Below are 14,468 nucleotides of genomic sequence, written 5' to 3' on the forward strand. Positions count from 1 at the left end.
AGGCCGCGACAGGAATCGCGAATGACGGCAACATCTCGCCGCAGGCTGAGCGGATGGCTATCGCGCCGCGTGATTCGAGCAGGTAATCACGCCGTACAATGCAGCCGTAAATGCCGCGGTGCGGTGACGCGCGGTGCAGGGCTCGGGCATCACACCACGCAAGTCAGTGCGTGGCGGATGCTTTTGGTTCGATCGTGATTGCCATCACCATCGGCGCGCTCACGTCGTCGCCTTTGACCAGTTCGATCGTCTCGACGCGTTTATCGAGTCGTGGTGAGACGGCGAGATAGCGAATTTGTTGGTCACCCAATGCGAACGCAAATTCGCTTTCCGGTACATCGACGCGCCGGATGTAGTCGGCAAAATGAATTCCGTTGACGAGCGGATGATCTTCGGTTTGTCCATCCTCGTACCGGAATCGGACCACCATTGAGATCGTTCGTTTCTGGCTGTACGGGAAACTCCAACCGCCCACGCCGCTCAACATGTGGATCGATTTTATCGCTGCATTGCACGCCAACGTGACGCTCTTAGGCATTTGCGGAGGCAGTTCGGCGTTTGGGCCATTGAGCAAGATGATGTTCGGTTTTGTTCCGCCGAGCGGATCGACCAATTCGAACGGAACACCGCGAAACGTTTTGGTTGTCCAATCGGAAAAGACCATTCGGTCGGGGCCGTGGTTGCCGCCGCCGAACATCCCTTTGGTGCTGATCGCGGTGGCGACTCGGTCGAGAGGCAGCGGGACATATTGTCCTTTCTTGGTCAGGAATTCGAGCAGGTCGGTCATGCCATCGGGTTTGATCGCGTTTTCAAAACCTTCGGGCATGATGGACTTCGTCGACATCACGAGTTCTTCGATATCCTCACGCAGAACGCTCTGTCGTTTGCCTGCGGTATCGAAGAGTTCGATCGACGTTTTCGATTCCGAGGCCAACATGCCGCTGAGTACGAGACCGTCGAGAGTCAGCAAGGTGTACGCACGGAAGTTGCCTTCGACGTTACGACTTGGATCAAGGATATGGGTCAGTAATTCTTTTTTGGGGTGAACGGCCATGCCGGTGAGGTTCGGTCCGACTTCCGCGCCAATGTCACCATGGATATGGCATTTGGAGCAGTGTTCTTTGAAGATCGCTAGACCGCGAGTGGCATCACCGGTTCGTTCGGCGGTGACCAGGTATTGATCGAGGACGCGTTGTCGGTCTTGGTTCGGCATTGAGCCTCCTCTTTGCAGCAACTCCGCGGCGAGCGATTTGACATTGGGATCCGGGTGCGTGGCGAGTGCCTGTTTTTGATCGAGGGCGAGTTCATCGAGCGACATTTCGCCTTTTTGAGCCGCTTCGAGTAACGCCATGGTCGAGGCCGGACGTTTAAGTAATTGCCGGATCGCGACTTGTTTCAACGATGGCGTCATCGCGGCGAGCCGTGAGACGATTTCGTTGCCGATCTGTTTCCACTGTGACGATTCGAGTGCGTTGAGAATGCCGATCGAGAGTTGCGGCGAGGTGCGTGGGGTAACTTCGTCGAGCAAATCGATCGCGGCGTCTTCGTTTTCGGGGCGAAATTCGACGAGTTGTTTGGCCGCGTTGATGCGGTCCTTGTCTGAGGCGTCTTCGTCCTGAACGCTTTGGAGCAGTCGATCGCTGATTTCGTCGGCGTATCGCGACAACGATTCGCTGCCCCACCCGATTGCAAGTTTAATGAGGGTGGCTTTCGCGCCTGGCTCGGCGCGTTCGAGCACTTCCGCTAGCTGGGCTTCGATCTGGGGCGTGATGGTGACGTTGCGTTTGGGTTTCCAGCCACGTTCGAGACCTTGCAGCACCGAGGCGACGACGCGTGGGTCGGTTTTCCGAAGCCCCGCGACGAGTTGAGCAGAGTTTGCGATTTCGCGTCCCCGTGCATGGTGTTCGGCAACACGGGTAATGATTGATAACGCGGCATCGGGTAAGGATTCCACGTTCGCGAGCGAGGCTAAAACGGAGTCGCTGTTGTGGGCCGCGGCGCTGGTCATGGCGTCGGGAATCCACCGATCGGCGAGGTTCGTGTGGTTGGTCATCATGTGCAACAACGCATCGCCGCTGTTGGGATGAGCCGGCAGATCGGCGAGAGCGAGCGTTGCGGCGAGACGCACGTGGGCGTCGGAGTCGCGATGCAGGTTTGCGGCCAACAATGCTTCCACGGACGAAGCGATCTGAGGTAGTACTTGAACCGCGTTGCGTCGTACGCCAGCGGATGGATGACGCAGGGCGGCGAACACGGCTTGATTGGCGGCCGGGTTGGATCCGTCGAGGACGCCGAGACCTTGCATTGTCCAGAGTGCGTGGATTGCACCGACGTTGAGTCCGATCGCATCGGTTTGTTCGTCGGCGGTCAACGCGATCAAGGCGTCGATAACATCTCGCTCACCGCGCTCGACGAGCAAACGCTGCGCGTGTTTACGGACCAGCATCGTCGGATGAGTCAACGCGTCGACGAGTTGTTGAGGCGTCGCCGACGACAGAGTCGGGTACGGATTGCCGTTGGAGTCATTCGCGACGACGCGGTAGATCCGACCGTGCGTTTTGTCTCGTAGGTCGGTTTCGTATGCCTGCCCTTTGCCGGTCCTGAAACCTTCGGGGGTTGGGTTGTGTTGGACGATGTAGTTGTACCAATCGATGACCCAGACTTGCCCGTCGGGCCCGATTTCGGACATGATCGGCGCGGTCCATTCGTCGTCGGAGGCGAGCAAGTTGAAGGGGCTCGTTGAATGAAAGTCGCTGCCCGTGTCACGCAAAACAAACGAACCGACCAAGTGGCCGGTGGGGCCGTTCACGAACGCGACGCGGTTCCAATATTCCTGCGGGAATTCACGCGCCGTGTAGAGAGCGTGGCCAGCCGCGGCGGTGTAGCCGCCATGGTGATCGACCTGACGTACGTTTTCGGTGATCGGGTCAAAGTCGTTGGTGTCGGCGATCGACGACAGCGTCAACGAGGTAGCCCAACCGCGAACGCTTTCGTAATACCGGTTCGGGATCGGCATGAAGATGCTGGGGTTGCCGTTGGCCGTCGATCCGAAGATCAGCCCCTCTTCGCTGATGCTGAGTCCCCAGGTGTTGTTGTTAGTCGAACGAATGAATTCCACTTCACTGCCGTCGGGACGCATCCGAAAGAAGCCCATCCGGAAGCGTTGTTGTTTCTTGCCGTCGGCGATGGGTTGGGAGTTGTTGTAACCCTGCATCGCCCAGACCCAGTTGTCGAGTCCGTATTGAAAGTTACTAACGCCACCGTGTGTGTCGCCGAGTTCCCAGTTACTGAACAATACTTTTCGGACGTCGGCCCGGTCGTCGCCGTCGGTGTCTTTGAGATACAGCGTTTCGATTCCGTTTTGGACAATGACGCCGCCGCGATGAAACGTGATGCTGGTGGGGATGCTCAGGCCGTCAGCGAAGACGGTGAAACGATCGGCTTTCCCGTCACGGTCAGTGTCCTCGCAGATGCGGATTCGATCGCGTCCACCTCCGGGCGGTTGCAATTCGTTGGGGTAGTCGACTGTTTCGGCGACCCATAAACGACCGTCTTCGTCCCACGACATGCAAATCGGTTTGCCTTCGAGTTGCGGTTCGGACACGAACAACTCGACGTGGAAGTCTTGGGGGACAACCAAGTGTTTTATCGATTCTTCGGGTGCGAGCGGTTTCTGCATCCGGCTGACGGGCTTGCCCTGCACGCCCCACTTTTCCGATGGCGTGTAGTTCGGGATTTTGGCGCCGACGTCGATGTATTCGAACGGTTTGCGATCGTCGGGCATCGCTGTCATTTCGGGGACAGGAAAGGGTTTTTCGTTGAGGTAGGGGCCCGCGTCCTTCGGATCGCCGCCCGCGGCCCAGCGGATTCCTCGTTCGACGAGGTTCTGAAAACCGGGGTTGGTCCAGGTTCGGGAATCGTGACCGGATGCGGTGTAGAAGACGCGGCCTTTGCCTGCGGTGCGAACCCATGTCCATGGTTCACGTCCCTCTTCATCGACGCGGTATTCCAGGACGGTGCGATCGAGTTCGTTGTGCAAGTGATGCACGTAGGTCTCGTCCCAACTTCGGAAGCCGCCGTAGTCTCGCATTAGTTCGTGGTCAGGTGCGGCGATCTCGGCTTGAAACACGCCCGTGCCGTGACGTTGAAATTGGGCGCCCATGAGTGCAACCAGATCAGGCTGATTGCGGAAGCAATACGACGCACAGTGCAGAGGCACGAACCCGCCGCCTTCGTTGACGTACTGTAGAATCGCCTCGGCATGCACTCGGTCGACCTCATCGATGTTCGCATAGAGAACCAGTGCGTCGTATCGTTTGAGGTTTTCGAGTGTGAGGGTCGACACGTCATCGGTGTAGATCAGCGAGATCCTCTGATCCGCCATGAAAGGCTGCAACTCATCAAACCTTGCTTTGGGTTGATGGTGTCCTTTGTCACCGAGGAACAACGCGTTGATATCCGCGGCGGATGCGGCAGATATCAACGACGAACACAGAATGCAAATCAGGATGCGCAGCACGGTCATGTTGGGATGGTGGGGGAAGGAGGGAGGCGGGTGACGCGTGAATCGGTGCAACAGAAAGTTTACGAGCCCGAGATGGCGGGCTCGAGCGACGAGTCGGATGGTGCCAGCGTGAATTTGGGCAATCGTACGATTTCACCGCCTTTGAGTGCCGACTCGTGAGCGCAAATCCCAACGCAGGTCCAGTTTGCCGAGGTGGTCGCGTTCGGCCGTGGGTCGCGTCCGTCTCGGATCGCACTGACAAATTCGTGAACCAAGTGCGGGTGAGATCCGCCATGGCCGCCGCCCTGGACGAACGAAAGGTGTTCGCTGTCGTGGATCTCTTTGGGTAGCGTGAATCGCTGGATCGGCTCAGGCAGCAAGTGTGCGAAGTCCGGTACCTCGACCTCTTGCGCGATCTCGGGTTCTGGTTTCTTGGCCGTGTGCAGAACGTGAGGTTCGTTTTCGATCAACGTCCATTCGAAACTCTTCTTCGTTCCGTACACGTCAAAGCTCTCGCGATATTGACGTGCGACGTCGTAGAGTGCTCGCCAAACATGTGCAGTCAAATCCGTGTCACGAATTTTGATGTGACAGGCTTCGACGGCAAACCGGTTGCCTGACTTTTTCGCAATGTCATCACGCACGGTTCCCGAGCCAAAGCAGCTGACGTATTCGGCCAACCCGTCGACCAAACCCAAGCAGGGGCTGACGACGTGCGTGGCGTAGTGCATTGGGATCATTTCTTCCCAGTACGACGGCCACCCGTCCATGTCTTGCGGGTGAGAGGCGGCGATGTGTTGGATCTTCCCGAGTTCGCCGTTTTCGTACATCTGTTTGATGAACAGGAATTCGCGGCTGTACACGACGGTTTCGGCCATCATGTATTTCAGTCCCGTTTCCTCAACTTTCTCGACGATTTGCCGGCACTCTTCGATCGTCGTCGCCATCGGCACTGTGCACATCACGTGCTTGCCTGCGTTGAGCGCCTCCAACGTCATCGACGCGTGATCACCGATCGGGCTGTTGATGTGCACGCAATCGATATCAGGATCCGCCAGGACGTCACCGTAATCGGTATAGCGTCGCGAAATGTTGAATTGGTCGCCGGTCTCATTGAGTTTCTTTTCGTCACGACGGCAGATCGCAACGACCTCTGCATCCGGGTGTGCTTGATAGATAGGGATGAACTCCGAGCCGAAACCCAAGCCGACCATCGCCATTTTTACTTTATTGCTAGTCATCAATTCTCACTTTTCGGTGCTAGGTGGGGGACGTTGCTGCAGAACGAGGAGTGGCAGACCGGTGTGCGGTGAGCTCATGCTAAGGGCGTCGTTCCTCGCAGTCGGCAGCATTTTGCGTCGAAGTTCATTCTAGATCGCGTGCAGAATGGGGGAATGCATTTCCACGCTGCTTGTATGTGATATTTAACAGCTGGCCGAGAATTCGCGTCTTACAACGGAAGCCGCAGAAAATCAAAATTTCGTGGCGGATTCGATCAACAGGTGCAACTAACTCAGAAGAACGGTGCCGTTGGGTGATCGCAGACTCACCAAATTCGCTGAGAAATACCCATGTCGTTGTTGAACGTTCGACGGTTTTCGCCGCGTGCTTGGCGAGTTTTTCGACCAAACTGGTCGAGGAAATCGGGGGCGTTGGCCGCCGACGGATCGAGGGTTCCTGACGCGGCAGGCCCCGCGGCACTTTTACATGACTCGCAAACCGCTCGATTGAGGCGCTCGTCAAAATCAGAACACCGGCAGCACATCTCGGATGTTTGGTGAAATTGCGTATTTTTGACGACAAAATTTACGGTCGTGGAAACCACGTGTCGCATCGGGTGGCGGTTGACCGCGTCATCGTCATTGACTTTTTGCCGTGTGCCGAACTGCAGGCGGCAATACACTCCTCTTCTCTCCTTTTCTGACTATCAGGATCCCATGATGAAAACGTTCTCGAAACTTCTCTGTGGTTTGGCTGTCTTCGCAACGACCGGTTATGCCTACGCTCAACCTCCCGGTGGACGTGGTCAGGGGGGAGGGCGTGGATTTGACGGTGGCGGTTCGCCGGTGGACCGAATGATGGCGATGGATGCCAACGGTGACGGGCAATTGACGCCCAATGAAGTGACCGACACGCGGATGAAAACGATGTTAAATCGTGCAGACACGAACCAAGACGGCATTGTGACTCGAGCCGAATTGACAACCATGGTGGAACAGTTTGCCGGTGGTGGTAATCGCGGCCGCGGTGGGGAACGCAACGGCGCCGGTGGACCGCCTAATGGTGGACAGGGCGGACCGCCTAACGGAATGATGCGTGGCGGTGCCGAAGGGGGCCCTCCGCCGATTGGTCAAATCATCCCGCCGTTCGTGGCAGAGGAGCTGGGCCTGACCAGTGCGCAGCAAGCGGCGCTCGCGGAATTGCAAGCTGAAGTGGACGCTCGGTTGGCAGCAATCCTGACCGATGAACAACAACAAAAGCTGCAGCAAGGACCCGGCGGTCAGCGCGGTGGACCACCCGGCGGCGGACCCCAAGGGTTTGGTGAACGCGGGAAAGGTCGTCAAGGAAACGGTCGGTAACGGATCGATGCAAAGCGGCGAGACGGGGCCTCGCGAGAGAGCCCCATTTCGCGATGCAAATCCTGCCGATTCCATATTCGCACGTCTTGCACGGATATGCCCAAAGTGAGGATGCCCGTGATGAAAATCGCGGTGGGAGAAAAATCTGCGCCCCGTGAGTGACGTTTTTTTTCGGATACGTCCTTACGAAGGAGCGGTTCCGTCTTGCGCGGAGTCGTCTCTCCTCACACTTCTCTTCTAATGCACGAGGGCGTCTGCGATGCGACCATTCTCCGATCCGTTACGTGATCTTCTCAATCGATTTTCTGCACGAAGGCCTTCGTCGGGAAAGCGACCCAGCCCCCGCGGAAACAAGCGACGTCGACTCCGCGCCGAGACTCTCGAAGTCAGACGATTGTTAGCAGCGGACTTTGACGGGTTTCGGCACAACAGTTTCGACGCCGAAGACGTCAATGATGACGGCGAGGTTTCTGCGGTCGATGCGTTGATGATTATCAATGCGATCAACCGGCGGGACAGCGGCGATGGCGACATGTTCACGGACGTCAACAACGATGGCAAACGCAGTTCGCTCGATGCACTCCGTGTCATCAATCGGCTCAACCGTGGCAACAATCAGTTCGACCAGAACGATTCTCAGCGTGCGCGTGATAACGATTCCTCCGACCTTCCTGAACTGCCATTGGAAGTGCGATCGGTCGACGGAACGGGTAACAATCTCGACGACCCGTTGCTCGGATCGGCCGGGCAACCGTTGTTGCGAGTGGCCGATGCGGACTATGGCGATGGGATTTCATCGCCTGCGGGTGATGATCGACCGAGCACGCGTGAGATCAGCAACGCGCTCTCGGATGTTGTAGGGGAAGAGGTTAAAAACGAACGTGGGTTGACCGCGTTTTTGTATGTTTGGGGCCAGTTCATCGATCACGATCTGAGTTTGAATGAACAAGCCGAAGGAAATGATTCGTTTAACATTGCCGTGCCCGAAGGCGATCCCCTTTTCGATCCCACAGGGAGTGGCGATGTTGAAATCCCGTTGACGCGGTCCACGATTGCGGAGGGGACGGGAACGTCGGAGGACAACCCGGCCCAGCAGATTACGTTGATCACGTCATATATTGACGGGTCGCAGGTCTACGGCAGTGATCAGGCGACGGCCGACCAGCTTCGGACTTTCGTCGGCGGACGTTTGGCGATGACAGACGACGGGTTGTTGCCGCTCGATGAGTTCGGGCAAGTGATCGCCGGTGATATCCGGGCCAGCGAGAACATTGCCCTTGCTGCGGTTCAAATATTGTTCGTGCGCGAACACAATCGATTGGCCGAAGAGATCGCCGCCGATGATCCGAACGCGACGGACGAAGAGATCTATCAGCGGGCGCGGGCGATCGTGATCGCGCAAATCCAAGCGATCACCTACAACGAGTTCTTACCGGCGTTGTTGGGGAACCGGGCGATCGATGATTACGAAGGTTACGATTCCTCGGTCGACCCAAGCATCGCGAATGAGTTCTCCAGCGGTGCGTTCCGGTTCGGCCATAGCACGTTGAACGACGACATTGAGTTCTTCGACAACGAGGGGCGCGCCGTTCGTGATGAAATTGAATTGAAAGACGCGTTCTTTAACCCAACGCTGTTGGAGGAAACGGGGATCGATTCGGTTTTGAAATACGATGCGTCATCGCTCGCTCAAGAGGTCGATCTTGAAGTCGTCGATGGCCTTCGAAACTTCCTATTCGGGCCTCCCGGTGCGGGTGGATTTGATCTCGTGGCATTAAATATCCAGCGGGGGCGTGATCATGGTTTAAACGATTACAACTCAACGCGAGAGGCATATGGTCTCGACGCGGTTGAATCGTTTGACGAAATCACCAGCGATGTCGCCTTGCAAGACAAACTCGCTGAGTTGTATGGCGACGTGAACAACATTGATTTGTGGGTCGGGTTGATGGCGGAGGATCACCTTCGCGGCGCCTCCGTCGGGGAACTCACCAGCACGATCATTGCCGACCAGTTTGAGCGGACTCGCGATGGCGATCGCTTCTACTATGAAAACGTGTTCTCGGGATCCGAGCTCGCGATGCTGAATCGGACCTCGTTGGCGGATGTGATTGAACGCAACACCGACATTGAAGGGTTGCAAGAAAATGTGTTCTTCCTGCAGGCGGAAGTTCGTGGGCAGGTAACCGCGATCGTCGCGAGCCAATCGGCACGTTCAAACGGTCGAGGCGATCGGAATGATTCTCGCGGGAGCCAGCGAGCGGGCGTCGAGGACGTGACGGTCGAACTGCTCAATGAAGACGGGGAAGTGATCGACGTCACCGTCACGGACAGTCGCGGGAACTATCGATTCCGGTCGTTCCCCGAAACGGGCGACTACCAGATTCACGTGCCGTATACCGGTGAAACGTTGGACGTTTTGGTCTCCAGCGGTGACGCACGGATTCGTGGGCTCGATTTCGAATTGGAGATTTAGATCCATAATTTGAGGGACGACTGTGACGTTCGTTCGCGGAAATCGTCCTTTCAAATGGTAAGACGAATCCTCAAACCCATTTGAGGATTCGTCTCTTGTCTCTTTTCTTTGCCAAGTACGGAGGTGGAAAATGTTCCACAAATGGAAACGCGTGGTCGTGGTGATGGGGGTGGTGTCGGTCGCCATGTTAAGCGGTGAGGTCGCGTTGGCTCAGTGCAGCGGTGGCGGCGGAGGTGGTGGCAGAATGCCGTCGGGAAGCCCGTCGACGTTGAATTCGAATTTGGGCTATGCGTCTAATCCTTTGATCCAGTCTTCGGCGAGTTCGTTGGCGATGCAGTATCAACAGCGGGCGCTGCAGGCACAGAGCCAAGCGTATGCGTTGGCATATCAGAACGCGCAGCGGCAACGATTGACGTTGCAACAACGCAACGCGGAGCTCTACGAAACGCGACTGGCCAACGCCGAAGCCAAACGGGCTGCGAGAGCGGAACGGATTGCGGCGCGGTTGCGTGGCCAAGGTCAATCGGCGAGCGACTACATGCTCACGTCGACTTCGATCTCGACCTCTACTTCGGACGTGATTTCGGACGCGACCTCAGCCGAGTGATCGAGGTTCTCTACGTAAGGCTTGTTTGCCCATCGGTTTTCCTGGTTTCCGTGTCGCTCGATCGCCCACGCGACTGAGCCCACGGCGACCATCCGTCTCGGCAGTTTTCAAAACCGGCAGATCATAATGCATGCCACGACCCCGCCGCCCGTTGCGGTTCCTCCGCCATCGCCACCTCGCACCCAGGGGCGCCGCGCGGAGGAACTGCGCGCGGAAGAACTGCGAGCAGAGGAATCGTGCACGCAGGTGCCTGGGACTGCGCCGGAGACGTCAGTGGTTGTGCGAACGGAAGCCTCCGGTGTGCTCGCGCCGCCGGTTGCTCGTGAGCGAGTGAATGCCGTACCGGGGCGCGTCGCGGGCGGCATCGTTCGGCCGGTGAAGGTTCCGCCGGTTCCTGTCACCCGCGGGCCGGTCGTTCACCCATCGACCCGAACCGAGGTTCGTTCGGATCGCGAGGTTCATGAACCTGACGAACGTACCGAATCGACATGGCAGCAGCTATCGGCATTCCTAATCCGCGGATTGGCGCACGTCCATTCTCGGATCGTCAACGCACCGGAATGGATGGTCAGCCTGGTTTTCCATGTGGTCGTGTTGCTCGTGTTGGCATTGATCACGACTTCGTCGGGCGCGGTGGGGCGAATTGTGTTGACGATCGAACAGGGTGATGACGACGTCACCACCGAATTGGCGGAGTTTTCGCTCGATCCGGTCGAGTTTGACGAGGTCGCGGAAGCGGACACGCCTGTTGATACTGACCTGGATGCTGAAATATTCGAAGTCGAAACGCCGGTCAACTTGGCATCGCTAACTCCGACGCTCGAGACGTTTGCACCCGCAGCGAACATGCCATCAACGGAAAAGGCGAGCGAGCCACAAAACATGTTTGCCGGACGCAGCGGCGCGATGAAGCAAAAATTGCTGAAGGCGTCCGGTGGTACTCAGGCGACCGAGGATGCGGTGGCATTGGGACTGGAGTGGTTGCGCCGCAATCAATTGAAGGACGGCAGTTGGAGTCTTTCGGGCCCGTATGCTCACGGGGCACGCAACGAAAACCAAGTGTCGGCGACTGCGATGGCGATGTTGGCGTTCATGGGCGCCGGCAGCACGCATCGCGGCGGGCAATACAGGAAAGTGTTGTGGAAGGCCGTTCGTTGGTTGGTTAAGCAGCAGGACCGACAAGGATTCATGGCCGCGCGGTCGGGTGATCACGAAAAGATGTATTCGCAGGCCCAAGCGATGATCGCGCTGTGTGAGTTATACGCAATGACGGGAGATTCCTGGATTCGTCCCTACGCACAATCCGCGTGTGACTTTGCCTGCGCCGCACAATCTCCCGAAGGCGGTTGGCGATATCGCCCGCGTTTCGATTCCGATACCTCCGTGACGGGATGGTTCTTGGTGGGATTGAAAAGTGGTGAAGCGGCGGGGCTCGATGTGGATCGATATGTCTTTCCTCGCGTTGACGGCTATCTCAACTCTGTCCAGGAAAAGGGGGCCAGCGATTATTACACCGTCGGCTATTCCTACCGGATCGGTGAAGCAGCCTCGCCGTCGATGACGGCCGAAGCGTTGTTGTGCCGTCAGTATCTCGGATGGCATCGCAACATGCCCGGCATGCGAAATGGGCTCGCGTCCTTGAAACAGAACCATCCGATCAATCCGCGTGAACGAGACGTGTACTACTGGTACTACGCGACCCAGGCCCTGCATCACTTTGGAGGGCCGTTGTGGACGCAGTGGAATGACACACTGAAAGTTGAGTTGCCCGCGTCGCAGGATCTCGTCGGCGTTGAACGTGGCAGTTGGGCGCCGCACGGCGACGCGTGGGGAATCTACGCCGGGCGGCTCTACACGACCTGTTTTTCGTTGTATTGCCTCGAGGTGTACTACCGGCACATGCCGATCTACTCGCCGCAGGAAATCGCTGCGGGCGAGGAACTCGACGAGGTATGAGAACCGAAGGCGTTGAGATGAGATGCGAGAAAAGATGAGACACGAGAGAATTCGCCAACGAGCGATCAAGACACCACCGAAAACCGATGACGGCTTCCGCATCACGATGAAGAGACTCCACCATGATCAGTAACGACACGAGACCATCGTTCGCTCCCGTTTCGGATGTCCAGCTTGTGGGCGACGCACGAATGGGGATCGAGTCCGCGTTCGAGGAACTCGTTCGCCGCTATCACTGCAAACTGGTCAACGCGATCCGTTGCCACGTGGCGTGCCGCATGACCGCGGACGACATTGTGCAAGACGCGTGGATCAAGGCGTATCAGAATTTGCATCAATTGCGCGTCGACAGCAACTTCTATTTCTGGTTGCTGCGGATCGCGATGAACTCGCGCCGTCGGTATTTCAACGCGAGTAAAAACTTTTCCCCTGCCGACTGGATGGACCCTCAGTTGCCTCAGATGTGTCAGCCCGAGTCGAGTCAGCCCGACGCGGTCGCCGAATTGCGTGAGGATCGTCAGCGGGTCCGCCGGGCGTTGATGAGACTCGAGGAAGGGCAGCGTCGAATCTTGATGTTGAGGGATTACGAACAACAGGGATATCGAGCGATTTCGAAAACGTTGCGGATCAAAGTCGGCACCGTTCGCAGTCGGCTTCATCGAGCCCGGTCACAACTCCGGCATCAGTTGACGTCGTCATCGTCTTCTTGAGAAAGCGTTCTGGACGATGGGTGCGTGTGATCTCGCGACGTTTGGCGCGCTGGAGATGGTGAACGGGAGACGATTGGGAAACCGTGGAACGCGTCTTTGGAATTGTTCAGCGAAAAATCTCTTCGTGGAGTGACATAGGCGATTGAAAATCGCCCCTATCGGGAAGCCGATTCTTTCGCCCAATGATTTCAAGTTACGGAGATATTCGATGAAACGTCATCAACGCGCCAAACGCAGGCTCATGGTCCAACCGCTCGAGGCTCGTCGAGTGCTCGCCGCGAGCTTGGGGTGGGACGGCCCAGGTCAAGGCAGTGCCGAGTTGACGTATTACATCGCGAATTCGCCCGATTCGTTGACCCAAGAAGAAACCAACGCCGCAATCGAAACGGCGTTGGCGGCTTGGTCCAGCGCCGCGGACATCACGTTCACACCGACCGACCAAAGCGGCTTGCGTGATTCGATCGACATTTCATTTACGAACATCGATGGTGTCGGCGGAACGCTCGCTCAAGCGTACTTTCCCGATGACGTGAACCCCGCGCGTATCGCCGGGGACATTGAGTTCGATCTGGCCGATGCGTGGGAGGTCGGTAACTCGCTCGCCAGCCAAGCGTTTGACCTCGTGTATGTTGCCGTGCATGAAATTGGGCACTCACTCGGTCTCGATCACGCCGATTCGTTGGACAGCGTGCTGGCGCCGTTTGTCTCGCCCAACCAGTTCTTTACGAGCCTGTCCGCGGTCGACGCTGCCGCCGTGCAAGAAGTCTACGCCGCGGCCGAGGTAAGCGTTGTCGATGACTCGCCCGTCGACGACACGCCCATCGATGAAACACCGACGGAAGACACGCCAACAAACGAAGCACCAACTGAGGAAACACCGACCGAGGAAACACCGACGACGGAGACTCCGACGGATGAAACACCGGGAGACGACGACACGGACGATGATCTTCCCGATGAAGAGGACGACCCGTTTCCACGAAGAAGATGGCGGCGCGGTGGCAATTGGCGTCGGTGGGGTGGGCGTCTGGAATCTGCAACGCCTGAGCACAACTATGTGAATCCAACGGACGTCAACGGCGACAACACGACCACGGCCGTGGATGCGTTGATGATCATCAATCAGCTGAACCTCGGGACTACGGGAGGCGAGGACGTCGAGATCGCCGGATTGTGTGACACCAACGGGGACGGTTCGATCACGGCGCTTGACGCACTCACTGTAATCAACGCGCTCAACAGCGGAAGCGACAAGGCGGCGAGTGCCGTGTCAGAGCGCATTGAGGTCCCGGCCGTTTTCGACGACACGCTCGACATCGACGAGGACCAAGTCGACACACCGGTCGATGAAGTCGAAGACATGGAACCGTCAACAGACGAAACAACGGACGATGTTGAAGATAGTGATGACCTAGACGACACCGATGTGATCGATGAGCCATTAGACGAAGCCGACGACACAGACGAAACCGAGGATGACTCAACGGAGGAAATGATCGACGACGGTGGTTTGGTCGACGAAACGGAAGAGGGCGAGACCAGGAAGCGTCCCAATAATTGTTGAAAGTTGAAAGATGGTCTCCCGGAGGGCAGAATCTGCCCTTCGCAATTTTCCAATTTTCGTCGGGTGCAACCG

Annotated in this window: 8 protein-coding genes; 6 read left to right on the plus strand and 2 right to left on the minus strand. The window is 57.3% G+C overall.

Annotation, left to right across the window (positions count from 1 at the left end; translation table 11 throughout):
- Nucleotides 1–163: 163 nt before the first annotated feature.
- Together FHS27_RS29310 and FHS27_RS29315 are read right to left on the minus strand one after the other, a co-directional pair.
- A complete protein-coding gene (locus FHS27_RS29310) occupies nucleotides 164–4,525 on the minus strand; it encodes a PVC-type heme-binding CxxCH protein (RefSeq protein WP_184309749.1) in 4,362 nt (1,453 codons plus the stop codon).
- A gap of 59 nt (nucleotides 4,526–4,584) precedes the next feature.
- Complete coding sequence (locus tag FHS27_RS29315) at nucleotides 4,585–5,745, minus strand: Gfo/Idh/MocA family protein (RefSeq protein ID WP_184309751.1); 1,161 nt, start codon at nucleotides 5,743–5,745, stop codon at nucleotides 4,585–4,587.
- 699 nt (nucleotides 5,746–6,444) lie between these two features.
- Between FHS27_RS29315 and FHS27_RS29320 the strand changes: the two genes are divergently transcribed.
- The 6 genes from FHS27_RS29320 to FHS27_RS29345 all read left to right on the plus strand — a co-directional run bounded on the left by FHS27_RS29320 (nucleotide 6,445) and on the right by FHS27_RS29345 (nucleotide 14,396).
- Nucleotides 6,445–7,083, plus strand: a complete 639-nt coding sequence (locus tag FHS27_RS29320; protein WP_246421268.1) for a hypothetical protein — start codon at nucleotides 6,445–6,447, stop codon at nucleotides 7,081–7,083.
- A gap of 259 nt (nucleotides 7,084–7,342) precedes the next feature.
- The gene (locus FHS27_RS29325) at nucleotides 7,343–9,559 is read left to right on the plus strand and encodes a peroxidase family protein (protein WP_184309755.1); all 2,217 of its coding nucleotides are present in this window, start codon (nucleotides 7,343–7,345) and stop codon (nucleotides 9,557–9,559) included.
- Nucleotides 9,560–9,689: 130 nt separating this feature from the next.
- Nucleotides 9,690–10,166: a hypothetical protein gene (locus FHS27_RS29330; protein ID WP_184309757.1), complete on the plus strand. Its 477-nt coding sequence runs from the start codon at nucleotides 9,690–9,692 to the stop codon at nucleotides 10,164–10,166.
- 126 nt (nucleotides 10,167–10,292) lie between these two features.
- A complete protein-coding gene (locus FHS27_RS29335) occupies nucleotides 10,293–12,122 on the plus strand; it encodes a prenyltransferase/squalene oxidase repeat-containing protein (RefSeq protein ID WP_184309758.1) in 1,830 nt (609 codons plus the stop codon).
- 122 nt (nucleotides 12,123–12,244) lie between these two features.
- Entirely contained in the window at nucleotides 12,245–12,832 is a 588-nt protein-coding gene (locus FHS27_RS29340) for a sigma-70 family RNA polymerase sigma factor (RefSeq protein ID WP_184309761.1), read from the plus strand.
- A 208-nt stretch (nucleotides 12,833–13,040) separates the two neighbouring features.
- Entirely contained in the window at nucleotides 13,041–14,396 is a 1,356-nt protein-coding gene (locus tag FHS27_RS29345) for a matrixin family metalloprotease (protein WP_246421270.1), read from the plus strand.
- Nucleotides 14,397–14,468: the final 72 nt, after the last annotated feature.

It is taken from the genome of Aporhodopirellula rubra, assembly GCF_014192335.1.
Taxonomy (GTDB): Bacteria; Planctomycetota; Planctomycetia; order Pirellulales; family Pirellulaceae; genus Rhodopirellula; species Rhodopirellula rubra.